At 60.5% G+C, this 13,465-nt stretch carries 12 protein-coding genes; 6 read left to right on the forward strand and 6 right to left on the reverse strand.

Annotated features, from left to right (window positions below):
• Positions 1-95: 95 nt before the first annotated feature.
• Positions 96-1,352 carry a glycerate kinase type-2 family protein gene (locus tag ACO6TG_RS10310; protein WP_422378093.1) on the reverse strand — a complete coding sequence of 419 codons (1,257 nt, stop codon included), beginning with the start codon at positions 1,350-1,352 and terminating at the stop codon, positions 96-98.
• Between the two features lie 187 nt (positions 1,353-1,539).
• On the opposite strand from ACO6TG_RS10310, the gene ACO6TG_RS10315 reads away from it, so the two are divergent.
• A complete protein-coding gene (locus ACO6TG_RS10315) occupies positions 1,540-1,929 on the forward strand; it encodes a DUF427 domain-containing protein (protein ID WP_422378094.1) in 390 nt (129 codons plus the stop codon).
• A gap of 19 nt (positions 1,930-1,948) precedes the next feature.
• On the opposite strand, the gene ACO6TG_RS10320 is transcribed toward ACO6TG_RS10315, so the two are convergent.
• Genes ACO6TG_RS10320 through ACO6TG_RS10340 form a run of 5 tightly spaced genes read right to left on the reverse strand, consistent with a single transcriptional unit; the run spans position 1,949 to position 5,738 of the window.
• Positions 1,949-2,320, reverse strand: coding sequence for a phosphate acetyltransferase (locus tag ACO6TG_RS10320; RefSeq protein WP_422378095.1), 372 nt, complete (start codon positions 2,318-2,320; stop codon positions 1,949-1,951).
• Positions 2,317-2,706 (reverse strand): MaoC/PaaZ C-terminal domain-containing protein, encoded by a 390-nt coding sequence (locus tag ACO6TG_RS10325; RefSeq protein WP_422378096.1) that lies wholly within the window; start codon positions 2,704-2,706, stop codon positions 2,317-2,319. Before ACO6TG_RS10325 ends, ACO6TG_RS10320 begins: the two co-directional genes overlap by 4 nt.
• Positions 2,707-2,709: 3 nt before the next feature.
• On the reverse strand, positions 2,710-4,251 hold the full coding sequence (locus tag ACO6TG_RS10330; RefSeq protein WP_422378097.1) for an AMP-binding protein: 1,542 nt from the start codon (positions 4,249-4,251) through the stop codon (positions 2,710-2,712).
• 46 nt (positions 4,252-4,297) lie between these two features.
• The gene (locus tag ACO6TG_RS10335) at positions 4,298-5,071 is read right to left on the reverse strand and encodes an enoyl-CoA hydratase/isomerase family protein (protein ID WP_422378098.1); all 774 of its coding nucleotides are present in this window, start codon (positions 5,069-5,071) and stop codon (positions 4,298-4,300) included.
• 10 nt (positions 5,072-5,081) lie between these two features.
• Entirely contained in the window at positions 5,082-5,738 is a 657-nt protein-coding gene (locus ACO6TG_RS10340) for a TetR/AcrR family transcriptional regulator (protein ID WP_422378099.1), read from the reverse strand.
• A gap of 314 nt (positions 5,739-6,052) precedes the next feature.
• On the opposite strand from ACO6TG_RS10340, the gene hemA reads away from it, so the two are divergent.
• From hemA to ACO6TG_RS10365, 5 genes are all read left to right on the forward strand, one after another.
• Positions 6,053-7,270, forward strand: coding sequence for a 5-aminolevulinate synthase (hemA, locus tag ACO6TG_RS10345; protein ID WP_422378100.1), 1,218 nt, complete (start codon positions 6,053-6,055; stop codon positions 7,268-7,270).
• Between the two features lie 308 nt (positions 7,271-7,578).
• Positions 7,579-8,427: a DUF1194 domain-containing protein gene (locus tag ACO6TG_RS10350; RefSeq protein WP_422378101.1), complete on the forward strand. Its 849-nt coding sequence runs from the start codon at positions 7,579-7,581 to the stop codon at positions 8,425-8,427.
• Between the two features lie 52 nt (positions 8,428-8,479).
• Positions 8,480-9,733 (forward strand): cation:proton antiporter, encoded by a 1,254-nt coding sequence (locus tag ACO6TG_RS10355; protein ID WP_422378102.1) that lies wholly within the window; start codon positions 8,480-8,482, stop codon positions 9,731-9,733.
• Positions 9,734-9,775: 42 nt separating this feature from the next.
• Entirely contained in the window at positions 9,776-11,386 is a 1,611-nt protein-coding gene (locus ACO6TG_RS10360) for a glutamate synthase-related protein (protein WP_422378103.1), read from the forward strand.
• A gap of 29 nt (positions 11,387-11,415) precedes the next feature.
• Entirely contained in the window at positions 11,416-13,392 is a 1,977-nt protein-coding gene (locus ACO6TG_RS10365) for a thiamine pyrophosphate-dependent enzyme (RefSeq protein WP_422378104.1), read from the forward strand.
• Positions 13,393-13,465: the final 73 nt, after the last annotated feature.

The raw sequence follows: 13,465 nt of genomic DNA on the forward strand, positions 1-13,465 counted from the left end.
AAGGCTCGACCTCACTGATAGAACTTCACGCTCTAACCAGCCGCACCACCGCAGCTTACGGCAACCAAACCGGCCGGCGACCACGTCCTCAACGGCTACCCGATCCAGATAGCACGGAAATCATTGACATTTGTTAGTGTCGGTCCTGTGACCACCTGATCGCCGATTTTTTCAAAAAAACCGTGTGCGTTGTTGGCATCTAGCGCTTCCTGAAGGTTCTCACCCGCATTTCTGGCTTTTAAAGGCGTTTCCGGACCGATGACGGCACCGGCGACTTCAGCCGCTCCGTCGACGCCATCCGTGTCACAGGCAATCGCATAGATACCGGGTGCTCCATCAAGAGCGTGCGCGAGCGCCAGCGCATATTCTGCGTTGGGTCCACCGACCCCGTTTCCACGCCGCGTTACAGTCAGTTCTCCGCCCGACAGCAGCACCAGCGGCTTACTGCCCGCCGGACGCTCAGCCTGCAAAGAAAGGGCGAGCGCCGCATGCTCTGCAGCCACCTCCCGTGCCTCTCCTTCCAGGGCATCACCCAGGATCCGGACCTCACAGCCGTCGGCTTCTGCCAGTGCCCCGGCCGCCTCCAGCGACTGGGAGGGCGCTGCGAAAATCGTATTCGTTACATTGGCGAGCCTTGGATCGTCCGGCCGCAGCACACCGGTTGGTGCGGCCAGAACCTCGCTTACAGCGGCAGGCACTTCAATATTCCATTGCTCTATGATCACCCTGGCGTCTGCCGCTGTTGTGCTGTCACCGACAGTTGGGCCGGAGCCAATTTCGGCCGGGTCATCCCCCGGCACATCGGACAGGAGCAAGGCGAGCAGTCGCGCCGGAGAGGCCGCCGCCGCCAGCTGACCGCCTTTCACGCGGCTCAGATGTTTGCGCACGACGTTCATCTGACCGATCGGCGCACCGGAGGCGAGCAGGCTCTGGTTGACCTGCTGTTTCTCGGCCAGGGTTATGTTGCCAGCCGGAGCGGTCAGCAGGGCAGACGCTCCACCGGAGATCAGGGCCAGGACAAATGTGTCCTCGTCCAGAGACCCGAGGTAATCCAGCAGGCGCTGTGTTGCCTCCTGGCCAGCCGCATCCGGCACCGGATGGGCCGCTTCGACGATCTCGATGCCTTCACAGGGGCGCGCATAGCCATACCGTGTGAGGACCAGACCTTCGCACGGCCCCCATTCGGCTTCGACCGCTTCTGCCATGCGCGCCGATGCCTTGCCTGCGCCGATCACGACCACACGGCCGGACGGCTTTTCCGGCAGAAAGGCGGCAAGGCTTTTCATCGGATCTGCAACTTCGACGGCACGCTGAAACAGTTTTCTCAAGAAGTCGTTTTGTGTGCCGTTCATAGGTCGATTTTCCTGCTTTGAAACCAGAGGCTCTGTTTGAGCGCAGGTCACAGGCGAATTTCAAGGTCAAATTGGCGGCGTTCGGTTCCCGGACCGATCCGTCGCAGACGAAATCTGCACAGCTGCCGTTCGCCGGTTGCGTCTTTTCGCACCTGAACCATATCAGTTTAAGCTGAAGGAGAGAGAGATGACCGCAACGGCTTTGCAGGCTTTCAACGACGCGATCCGAAACCCGGGCAATCCCGATCATCTCATGGTGATCAAGGATGTGCCCCGCCGGATACGGATCTACCACGGTGCAACGCTGATTGCGGACAGCACCAGCGCGCTTCGTGTTCTGGAAATCGGCAAATCCTTTTACGATCCGGTCTTCTATCTTCCGGAAGCGGATCTGAAAACCGGCCTGGAGCCGGTCGACCGGTCAACGCACTGCCCGATCAAGGGAGATGCCAGCTATGTTGCCGTTGATGGCACCGAAATCGGCTGGGTCTACCGCACCCCGATCCCGATGGCCAACAGGTTGACTGCGCATTACGCCTTCTGGCCGGCCAAGGTGCGTGTCGTCGAGGGAGAGTAACCTTGTTGGACACAGAGGTTCACCCCTTGCCGACATCCTCGACATAAACCAGCGCCCGGCCCTGACAGACCCGCGTGCCATCCGAGGTCTGGCAGATTGTCTCCAGGTCAACAAGATGCTTTTCAGGCCTCAAGCGCGTGATCGTGACCGAGGCCGTCAGCGGCTCACCAACGGGCGCAGGGGCAAGAAACTCCAGGCTCTGCTTCAGATAATTCGTGCCCCGGCCCGGAAGTTTCACCCCGAGCAGATAGGAAAACAGTCCGCCGATCAGCGGACCCGGCACGGTTTCGGGCACACTTGTGTCTTCACCGGCCAAAAGCGCGAAGTCCTTCATATCCTGAACCGTATAGCTGCGGGTCAGTTCCGAACGATTGCCGAGTTCCAGGGTCATGCCGCGCCTCCAAGCTTGCAGCTTCCGGAAAGGGTCACGGCTCCGTCGGCGCTGCGTTTGATCTCGATATCGATCGTCCCGGGCTCATCATTCCTTTCGAGAAAGGAAAAAGTCAGTTCCTCGTCGGCATAGGACGGGTTCGGAAACATCAGGTTTTGAACCGTGTGCGTCCGGCCGGGAAAAAGCGCCTTCAGATGGGCAAAGACCCGCGTGTAGAGCAGCATGCCATGCGAAACAGTTCGTCCGAACCGGGTTCTGGCCGAAAATTCGGGATCGACATGGATCGGGTTGTCGTCACCGGAGAGTCTTGCAAAGGCATCAAAATCGGCCTGTCGCGGGATCCAGGTGAATGTTGCGCTCAAGGGCGCGTCTGCGGTGAGGCTCATGTCTCACGCATCCTCCGGTGTTCTTTCGGTCTGAAAATTGTCTTTGAGCACGTTCTTGCGCACCTTGCCGGCCGCCGTCCGAGGCAGATCTTCCACCACCTCGAAGCTTCTCGGGATCTTGTAGGGCGCAAGATGGGTACGGCACCAGGCAGGCAGAGCGGCGGTGTCGATCTCCATGCCCGGCCGGGCTATCAGATAGGCGGCACCGACCTCGCCCCATTTCTCATTCGGCACGCCGATCACCACCGCCTCAAGCACCGACGGGTGGGTGAGCAACACCTTTTCGACTTCGGCGGGGTAAACGTTCTCGCCCCCCGAAATGAACATGTCCTTGATCCGGTCGACGATGAAATAGTAGCCGTCCTCGTCACGCCGGCCGATGTCGCCGGATTTCAACCAGCCATCCACGGTGAAGGTGCCAAAGGTTGCGTCCGGGTTGTCCATGTAACCCGGCGTGATGTTCGGACCGCGGAACTGGAGCTCACCTTCACCTGGTCCTTCGACAATTCCGCCGTCACCATCGATCAGCCTGACATCCGTCAGAAGCTGTGGTTTACCGACAGAACCAATTTTTCTGGCCGCATGTGCCTTGTCCATCAGGAAGACGGTCGGTCCGGTTTCCGTCATGCCCATGCCATTGCAGATGGTAACACCCCTGCCCTGAAATTCGGTCAGGAGTTGCCTGGACACGGGCGCGCCACCGCACCCAAGTGACCTGACCGCGTCAAAGCGGGCAGCACCGATCTTGGAAGACAAGGAAAGCGCCTGATAAATCGCGGGCACACCAAAGAAACAGGTCACCTCACCTGAATCGATCAGGCCGAGAACGGTGTCCGGGTCGAACTTGCGCAGCACCGTCGAAGACCCGCCATTCAAAAAAATCGGCAGGGTCGGCAGGTTGATGCCGGCCGTGTGGAACAGCGGCAGAAAATTGACACCCTTCTCGCCGACGGAAAGCCCGCTCGCCTGGCTGTAATTGATCATGTTTGCATAGGCCATGCCGGCCGTCTGAATGACGGCTTTCGGCAACCCTGTAGTGCCCGAGGTATAGAGCAGATACCAGGGCGCGTTCGCCTTGATGCGTCCACATCCGATCGCCGCCGGGCTTGCATCCTCCAGCAACTCATCCAGACGGCTGCTGCTATCCACAGAAGCGCCGAGCGGCAACAGGTCCATGCGGTCCCCATCAGCCAGCTCTCGTGCCGTTTCGGCAAAGGTCTCGTCGTGAAACAGCAGCTTTGCGCCAGATGCCGCCAGGATGGGTCGGAGTTCACCTGCAGGCTGGCGCCAGTTGAGCGGCACCAGGAGAATGCCTGTCTTCTGCGCCGCGAACAGCAGCGCGAAGAAGTCGGGATGGTTGAGACACAACGCCGCCACCCGGTCGCCCTTGGCGAGCCCCTTGTTCAGGAGCAGATTTCCGAGACGACTGGCCCGGGTATTGACGTCGCAAAACGTGAATCGCCGACCTGTTTCATGATCGATAAAGGCGACAGCGTCCGGCGTCAGCTCGGCGCGTTTCGCAGCCATATCGGTAAAAAAGTCCATGCATCCTCCCAAACACCCGGCGCTCCAGCGATAGAAGCGGTGCGTCTCAGGCGCGTTTTCTCGTGAAGTCCTTCATGCCTTCCAGGGTGCCTTGCCGGCAGATCAGATCGAGAAACCGGGCTTTTTCCTGGTCGAGCCGTCGCCTGACGTCGGCGCGACGCGATGCGTCCCAGACATTCTGACGCGTCACCTGATGGGTCTGTGCGTAGCCCTTGCCCAGGTCTGCCACCCAACTGTCAATCGTTGCCGGCAGGTCCGGAACTGGCCCCAGGGTTGCCGCCAATCCCAGTTCAACTGCCTCAGCCGCGCTGATCCGGGTGTTGCGGTACTGGATTGCCAGCGCACGGGAAGTGCCGATCCTGTCAGGCAACAGCGCTGTCCAGCCACCGTCCGGCCCGAACCCGACCTGGCTGTAATAGGGCTGGATGAAAGCTGTTTCGGCAATCGCAACCAGGTCGGTTGCCAGCATGAGCCCGGTCGAGCCACCTGTGACCGGGCCATTCACGGCTGCCATGACAGGCGCGGGAAAGGACAGAAGATCCAGAATGGCATCATGCAGACCGCCGACCAGAAGGTCAGCATAGGCCCTGAGTTCGATCTGCGATCGGGCGTGATCGAGAAACCCGCCGAGATCACCGCCGGTCGAAAAACTGCTGCCCCGTCCGGACAGGACAAGCGCGACCGGGTCCTTGTCCGCGGCTTCGGCAATTGCTGTTCGCAGGTCGAATACCAGCGCCGGGATCAACGCATTGTGACGGTCGGGCCGGCTAAGCCAGAGCCAGATAGCACCGTTGCGATACTCGGTTTCAACGAAACTCATCAGCTTGGCCTCACGGCTTGATCCCGTTTTCAATGAGGTCATAGGCGCTGGCGACAAGGTCGGGGATCGGTTTGTCCGACTTGAACACAACGAGCTGTTCCCCCAGCGATCTGGCGATGCCCATGAGCGCCCAGGCCCGGGTTTCGCTGTCGCCGCTGGAAATCTGGCCGGCCGCTTCGGCGGCCTCCAGTCCCGTGCGATAGCCAGAGGCAAAGGCCTTGTAGTATTCTTCATAGGCGTCCGGATCGACGAACAGCGCCTCCTGGACAATGCGGTAAAGATCCGGATGGGCCTGCACGAAATCCAGAAAGGCATAAAGACCGGCCTTCTCCGCTTCCAGCCGATTGTCGATGCCCTGGGTTGCTTCGGCGATCGTGTGACGCACCAGACGGCCCATTTCCAGCACCAGCTCGGAAAAGACCTGCTCTTTTGTCGTGAAATAGATGTAGAAAGTGCCTTGGGCGACCCCGGCCTCGCTGGTAATATGACCGATGGAAGCGTCATTGTAGCCCTTGGCACCGATGACTTTCTCGGCTGCAGCCAGAATCGCTCGACGCGTGGCCTCTCCTCGCGCCGTCTTGGGTTGGTTGGCTGCCACCTTGCTTGGCATGTCCGCCGCTTCGGCCGGTTTGCGCACGTCCGAGGTCCTCCCAAATTCCTGAAACATGAATCAGTATTCATGTTTGATGACTGAAAGCAAGAAGCTTCTTCGAAAAACGGGCGATTTAGCGGATTATCAGGGCTTTCGGGACATTTGCCGGAGCGACCAGGACAAATGCCGGATGGATTTAAGCTCCAAAACATGCAAAAAATCATATATGACGTATGGACGCAGGCACGCAATTGACCTTGATCAAGGCCAAAACTTTGCTAAGCAGTTTTGAATGGCTATAACGTAGCCGCTGGTCTTGGTCAGGACGGATTGGACTGAGGCTGGAATGAGGCGCAGGCAAAGGGGCCTGCGAAGAGAGGATCCCGAAGATGGACGTGAACGCGTATCTGGAAGAGCGCCTGGGCAAACTGCATGACAACGGTAATTACCGTGTCTTTGCCGACCTCGAACGCCAGGCCGGCAATTTTCCGCGCGCAAAACGCTATCGAGAAGACGGCAGCATCCAGGACGTGACTGTCTGGTGTTCCAACGACTATCTCGGCATGGGCCAGAACGACAAGGTGGTCGGAGCCATGCAGGACGTTCTGTCGAAATGCGGCGCGGGCGCCGGTGGCACCCGCAACATTTCCGGCACCAATCACTATCATGTTCTCCTGGAACAAGAGCTTTCGGATTTGCATGGCAAGGAAGCCGCGCTGATTTTCACCTCCGGCTATGTCTCCAACTGGGCCGCGCTCGGCACGCTCGCCTCTCAAGTCCCGGGCATGATCGTTTATTCCGATGCCCTGAACCACGCTTCCATGATTGAGGGCATCCGCCATGCCCGCTGCGAGAAGCGCATCTTCAAGCACAATGATGTCGAGGATCTGGAGCGCCTGATGGCAGCTGACGATCCGGACGCACCGAAAATGGTTGCCTTTGAAAGCGTCTATTCCATGGATGGCGACATCGCGCCGATCAAGGAACTGTGCGACGTCGCAGAAAAATACGGCGCGCTGACCTATCTCGACGAAGTACACGCGGTCGGCATGTACGGCCCGCGCGGCGGCGGCGTTGCCGAACGCGAAGGTCTGATGGACCGCCTGACGATCATTGAAGGCACGCTTGGCAAGGCCTTCGGCGTCATGGGCGGCTACATCACCGGGTCGAAGACGGTGGTCGACTTCATTCGCTCCTTCGCCTCCGGCTTCATCTTCACCACGGCATTGCCGCCGGCGCTTGCCGCAGGCGCGACAGCCTCGATCCGCCACCTGAAAGAAAGCCCGTTCGAGCGCAAGGCGCACAAGGACCGGGTCGCCCAGCTGCGCGCGGCGCTCGACAAGCGTGGCATTCCGCATATGGAAAACCCGAGCCACATCGTTCCGGTGATGGTGGGCGATGCCAAGAAGTGCAAGTGGATCTCCGACATCCTGCTCGACACCTACGGCATCTATGTTCAGCCGATCAACTACCCGACCGTCCCGGTCGGCACCGAGCGCCTGCGCTTCACCCCGACCCCGCTGCACACGGCCGAAGACATCGAACACCTCGCCACCGCGATCAACGATCTCTGGTCGCAATGTGCGCTGGCCCGCGCCGTGGCGTAACTGCGGGTAAAGTTTTCTGTTCATTTGGAGCCGCGCCTCTGTGAAGCGCGGCTTTTTTCGTCATCCCGGACAAGTGAGGCGCAGCCGAACGATGATCCGGGATCCAGACATAATTCGCGCCGTAGGCGCGTCCATCTCACCTTCGAAACGAGTTCGCTGCGCTCACCCTGACTTCTGGTTTCCGGATCAGCACGCAGTTTCACTGCGCTTGTCCGGAATGACGGTCACGGCGTTTTCGCATGCCCCCTTTGCCAGCCCCTCTCCCTGCCCTAGCTACATCTTGGTGTGCCTAGCCCGGAGCGATGCCTATGCGGATCCTGTTTGCCCTTCTTGCCTGGAGCCTTTGGGCCACCGCGCCCGTCGTTTCGGAGGAGCTTGATCTCGAACTGGTGCTCCTTGCCGATGCAACAGGTTCGATTGACGACGCCGAAATCCGCTTCCAGCGGCAGGGATACGCCGAAGCGATCACGGACCCGTCAGTGCTCGATGCCATTGCCAGCAACGCCTATGGCAAGATCGCCGTCACCTATGTCGAATGGGCCGACATGTTCTCCCAGGACGTGGTTGTTGACTGGATGGTGATCGACGGCCCGGCTTCTGCCCAGGACTTCGCCACACGCCTGATGGAGCCACCAAGACGGGCGTATGGGCGCAATGCCATCGGGGCAGCACTGCTGAAGGGCAAGGAACTCATCGACACGAACGTCTACAAGGGGCTTCGCAGAGTGATCGACCTGTCCGCCGACAGTGCAAACAACTGGAACGGACCGACCATTGCGGAGGCCCGCGAAGCCGTGGTGTCGTCCGGGATTGTCATCAATGGACTGGCGGTGCTTTGCCGTCACTGTTCCGGCCGTCCGGTCGCCTATGACCTGGAAGACCGGTTCTTCCGCAACATCATTGGCGGCCCTGCCGCCTTTGTCGTGACCGCTGACAGTCCGGAAACCTTCGCCGACGCCGTGCGCAAGAAACTGATTCTCGAAATCGCCGCCCGTCCGGACGACGCCGACACCATTCTCCACCAGACCGCCCGGCTTGATACCGGATTGTCACAGGTGCCCCCCCGCCCGGTTCCTCCCGGTTCCGAACTGAAAACTTCCCTTGCGGAATTTCACGATTGCCACACAGGAGTGTCATCTGCTTATGATTTGAGATGACGGAGCAGACCTGCCCTAATGACGCCGTGGGCTTTGGGAGAGAGATGATTAGATGACCACCGGTCTTCTGATGCTGGCGATGTTTACGGTCTGCTACACGCTGCTGGCAAAAACCCTGTCCAATGGCATTCTTACTGCCCCGATCCTGTTTATCGGTTTCGGCGTCATGATGGCGCAGACCGGACTGTTTCCCTTCGCCGAGGCGGAACATCTTCTGCATATCGTTGCGGAGGTCGCCCTGATCATCCTGCTGTTTCTGGATGCCGCCCAGATCAATCTGAAAGCGCTTCGCGCCCGCCATCAGTGGCCGCTGCGCATGCTGGTCATCGGCCTGCCGCTCGCCGTCGTCATCGGCACTGCCGTGGCTGCCCCTCTTCTGTCACCGATGCCGCTGCTTGTGGCAGCGCTCGCTGCAGCCCTGCTGGCCCCGACCGACGCCGCCCTCGGTCAGGCCGTTGTCACCAATGAAGCCGTGCCGGAACGGGTGCGCCGGGCCCTCACCCTGGAAAGCGGTCTCAATGATGGCATGGCGCTGCCGATCATTCTTTTGTTCGCAAGCCTGGTGGGCGAAATGATGCAGCCGGAAGCCACCGACTGGCTGCTCTTCGGTGCCAAGCAGCTGGTCTTCGGCCCGCTGGTCGGCGGTGTGATCGGCGCTGTCGGCGGCGTCATGTTCCTGGCTGCAAAACGGCGCAAGATGACTTCGGTGACCATTGAAGGCATCGGCGCCCTTGCCATGGCGGGCGGCGCCTATCTGGCCGCCGGCATGGTCGACGGCAACGGCTTCATTTCCGCCTTTGTCGCCGGGCTCTTCTTCGGCAATGTCATCAAGGGGCAATGCGCCTTCATCTTCGAATTCACTGAAAGCGAAGGCCAGATGCTGGCCTGGGGCGCCTTCTTCCTGATTGGACTTGCCCTTGTCCCGAATGCGATTGCCCACCTGGACGCCACCACACTCGCAATCATTCTGACAAGCCTCTTCATCGTGCGCCCGCTGGCCGTCTGGTTGTCACTTGCCGGAACAGACGCAGCGCCGCTCACGAAACTCTTTTTCGGCTGGTTCGGCCCGCGCGGATTGGCAACGGCCCTGTTTGCGCTGCTGATTGTCGACCAGCTCGATCACGACATCGGCGAATATCTTCTGAACCTTGCCGTCAACGCGGTTTGGATCAGCGCGGTACTGCATGGCGTCACCGCCGTGCCCTTTGCCAAATGGTACGGCGCACGCATGTCCGCCAATGAAGGCGCAGCAGAAATGAAAGCTTCGCCACCGATGAGACCCGACATTTCAACTGACAAGATTTGACCGAAACAGCCAGGGCGAAAACGCCGTTAGCCGGGGGACAAGATGAAAAAACAATCCGTTGCCAAACTCAGCACATTGCCGGACAGAGAGCCCCAATATGCGCTGGTCGCCGATGTCGATCTGGTCGTCGTGCGCTTCGATGATGACGTCTCGGTTTTTTACGGCCGCTGCCTGCATCGCGGTGCGCTGATGTCGGATGGCTATGTCCAGGGCGACAACCTGATCTGCGGCCTGCACTATTGGGACTACCGCCTCGACAGCGGCGTCTCGGAATACAATAATTCCGAGGCCCTGCCCAAGTTCCAGAGCTGGGTCGAGGGCGACGACGTGCTTGTCGATGAAGACGAAATCGCGGCCTGGGCAAAAGATCATCCGCAACCGTTCCAGCGCGATCAGTATCTCGGCCTTTATGCCGATACCAGCCACGGCACCGAAGAAGAACCTTATACCGGACTCATTCAGCAATATGCCCGCGACGGCCTGTCGAAGACCGGCCATCACGGACGTGTCGACGCCATGGGCGTGCCGCGCACGCAGCTGCCTGACTGGGACGATATCCAGATCCTGACCGCCCAGCTGCAGCGCTTTCCCCTGCTTGACGACGACCCCGTCGGCACCGATGTCGTGATCGGCCCGAACGCCCAGAAGCCGCTGCGCCTGAAGATCCCGCTCTTTGTCTCCGACATGAGTTTCGGTGCGCTTTCGGAGCCGGCGAAGATCGCGCTTGCCCGCGGCGCCGAGCTTGCCGGCACCGGCATCTGCTCCGGCGAAGGCGGCATGCTGCCGGAAGAGCAGGAAGCCAATTCCCGTTACTTTTACGAACTTGCCTCGGCGCGGTTCGGCTTTGACTGGCCGAAGCTCAACAAGGTACAGGCCTTCCATTTCAAGGGCGGCCAGGGCGCGAAGACCGGCACCGGCGGCCATCTGCCCGGCGCGAAAGTCAAAGGCAAGATCGCCGAGGTCCGGGGGCTAGAAGAAGGTACGGATGCCATCTCACCGCCGCGCTTCCCGGACTGGACGGAATGTTCTGAGGTGAAGGACTTTGCCGACGAGGTGCGAAGCCGCACGGGCGGCATCCCGATCGGCTACAAGCTTTCTGCCCAGCATATTGAGAAGGACATCGACGCCGCGCTTGAGATCGGCGTGGACTACATCATCCTGGACGGCCGCGGCGGTGGCACCGGGGCGGCCCCGATCATCTTCCGGGACAACATATCCGTGCCGACCATCCCGGCGCTCGCCCGCGCGCGGCGCCATCTCGACAGAAGCGGCCGCAACGATGTGTCACTGGTCATCACGGGCGGCCTCAGGAAACCGGCCGACTTCGTCAAGGCCATGGCTCTTGGTGCCGACGCGATTGCCGTTTCCAACTCGGCGATGCAGGCGATTGGCTGCATTGCCATGCGCGCCTGCCACACCAACAACTGTCCGGTCGGGATTGCCACCCAGAAACCCCATCTGGTCAACCGCCTGCAGATCGAAAAATCCGCCCGCCAGCTGACGAATTTCTTCGAAGCGTCCGTAGAGCTGATGCAGGTAATGGCGCGTGCCTGCGGCTATTCGCATCTGAACCAGTTCAACTTGGACGACCTGACGACCTGGAAACGGGAAATGGCCGATCTGTCCGGTGTCGCCTACGGCGGCGTTGCCTGACCTGAAACGACTTTGAGGGAGAGAGACTTATGGACACGAAAAATCTCGACTGGATCAAGGTCGGCACCACTGACGATCTGCCCGAAGGCCGGGTCAAGACGGTCACGGCCCGCACCACCTCGATCTGCCTGTCCCATTTCGACGGCCAGTGGGCGGCCATGGACAACCACTGCCCGCATCAGCGCGGTCCTCTGGGCGAAGGCTCCATCGAAAAGGGAACGGACGGCAAATGCTGGATCCGCTGCCCCTGGCATGGCTGGGACTTCGACCCGCTGACAGGTGCCCCTCCCGGTGGCCATGAAGATTCGGGCCAGAAGATTTTCCCGCTCAAGATCGAGGACGGCGAGATCTTTGTCGGCCTGGAAGCGGAGCCGCCGCACGAGCGAACGGTGACCGACGTCATGGCCGAGACCATGGTCAACTGGGGCGTGAAACGCATTTTCGGCATGGTCGGCCATTCCAATCTCGGCCTAGCGGATGCCATTCGCCTGCAGGTCAACAAGGGCAATCTCGGTTATGTCGGTATTCGTCATGAGGGTGCAGCCGCCTTTGCGGCCTCCGCCTATGGCAAGCTGACCGGCAAACCCGCCGGCTGCCTGACAATTGCCGGACCGGGGGCCACCAATCTCCTGACCGGGCTCTGGGATGCCAAGGTCGACAGGGCGCCCGTTCTGGCCCTGACCGGCCAGGTGCAGACCCAGGTGTTCGGGCCGGGTGCCTTTCAGGACATCGATCTGAAATCGGCGTTCGAGGCCGTTGCCCGGTTTTCGCAGCCCGTCCTGTCCTCATCCAACCATGCGGAACTGATGACGCTCGCGCTGAAGACCGCCACACTGGAGCAGGACGTCAGCCACCTGATTTTCCCGGACGACGTCCAGACCATCGCGAGCGACCAGGCTCCGTCCGGGCCCGAAGGACGGGTCTCCCGGTCCGAAATCAGCCCGCCGCCGGAGGACCTGCAAAAGGCCCGCGAGATGTTGCAGGAGGCCAAACGGCCCGTGATCATCATGGGTTACGGTGCGTTGCAGGCCCGTGAGAAGGTCATCGAACTGGCCGAACATCTGGGCGCACCGGTGCTGACGACCTTCAAGGGCAAGGGCCTGATACCGGACAATCATCCGAACGCCGCCGGTGTTCTCGGGCGGTCCGGCACGCCGATCGCAAGCTGGCTGATGAACGAGGCCGATCTGATCCTGGCGCTCGGCAGTTCCTTCTCCAACCACACCGGCATTGCGTCTTACAAGACCATCATCCAGGTCGACTACGAGCGCATGCAACTCGGCAAGTTCCATCCCGTTTCACTTCCCATCTGGGGCGAGATCGGCGCCTTCTGTGACGCAATCCGGCCGACGCTGGAAAAGTCCGCGCATGCGGCCTATCAGCTCGCCGAACTTTTCGAACGCTGGCAAATCTGGCGTGATGAAAAGGAAACCCGTCTGACGGAAGACCGTGGCCAGGGCATTCACTCGGCTGCAATCTTCAAGGTCCTGACGGAGCTTTGCCCGGAAGACGCAATCATTCCGGTCGATGTCGGCAACAACACCTATTCCTTCGGCCGCTATTTCGAACCGCGCGGCCAGCGCATCCTGATGTCCGGCTATCTGGGCTCCATCGGCTTCGGTCTGCCGGCGGCGATCGGCGCCTGGTGCGCCACCCGGGATTTCGAGGAATACCGAGGCCGCAAGGTGATCTCGATCTCGGGCGACGGTGGCTTCGGCCAATACGCGATGGAATTCACCACCGCCGTGAAATACGGCATGAACATCACCCATATCCTCCTGAACAATTCCGAACTCGGCAAGATTTCCAAGGAACAGCGGTCCGGCGAATGGCCGGTCTGGGAGACCACACTCACCAACCCCTCCTTCGCCGCCTTCGCCCGGCTTTGCGGCGGGCATGGCCACCGGGTCACGGACGCCTCTGAGCTAGGGGATGCCATCGGGGCGGCAATCGCCCATGACGGTCCGTCGCTGGTGGAAATCGTCACGGATGCGGATCTGGTGTGATGATTTGCAGATTTTTTGAATTGTCATCCCGGCCAAAGCAACGCGGAGAGCCGGAACCCAGAACTCCCGGGAA

Origin of the sequence: Roseibium sp. (assembly GCF_965233565.1) — a bacterium.
Classification (GTDB): Bacteria; Pseudomonadota; Alphaproteobacteria; order Rhizobiales; family Stappiaceae; genus Roseibium.

Coding starts and splice junctions, on each gene's coding strand:
- ACO6TG_RS10310 (WP_422378093.1), bottom strand. CDS start 1,352: ATGAACGGCACACAAAACGACTTCTTGAGAAAACTGTTTCAGCGTGCC.
- ACO6TG_RS10315 (WP_422378094.1), top strand. CDS start 1,540: ATGACCGCAACGGCTTTGCAGGCTTTCAACGACGCGATCCGAAACCCG.
- ACO6TG_RS10320 (WP_422378095.1), bottom strand. CDS start 2,320: ATGACCCTGGAACTCGGCAATCGTTCGGAACTGACCCGCAGCTATACG.
- ACO6TG_RS10325 (WP_422378096.1), bottom strand. CDS start 2,706: ATGAGCCTCACCGCAGACGCGCCCTTGAGCGCAACATTCACCTGGATC.
- ACO6TG_RS10330 (WP_422378097.1), bottom strand. CDS start 4,251: ATGGACTTTTTTACCGATATGGCTGCGAAACGCGCCGAGCTGACGCCG.
- ACO6TG_RS10335 (WP_422378098.1), bottom strand. CDS start 5,071: ATGAGTTTCGTTGAAACCGAGTATCGCAACGGTGCTATCTGGCTCTGG.
- ACO6TG_RS10340 (WP_422378099.1), bottom strand. CDS start 5,738: ATGTTTCAGGAATTTGGGAGGACCTCGGACGTGCGCAAACCGGCCGAA.
- hemA (WP_422378100.1), top strand. CDS start 6,053: ATGGACGTGAACGCGTATCTGGAAGAGCGCCTGGGCAAACTGCATGAC.
- ACO6TG_RS10350 (WP_422378101.1), top strand. CDS start 7,579: ATGCGGATCCTGTTTGCCCTTCTTGCCTGGAGCCTTTGGGCCACCGCG.
- ACO6TG_RS10355 (WP_422378102.1), top strand. CDS start 8,480: ATGACCACCGGTCTTCTGATGCTGGCGATGTTTACGGTCTGCTACACG.
- ACO6TG_RS10360 (WP_422378103.1), top strand. CDS start 9,776: ATGAAAAAACAATCCGTTGCCAAACTCAGCACATTGCCGGACAGAGAG.
- ACO6TG_RS10365 (WP_422378104.1), top strand. CDS start 11,416: ATGGACACGAAAAATCTCGACTGGATCAAGGTCGGCACCACTGACGAT.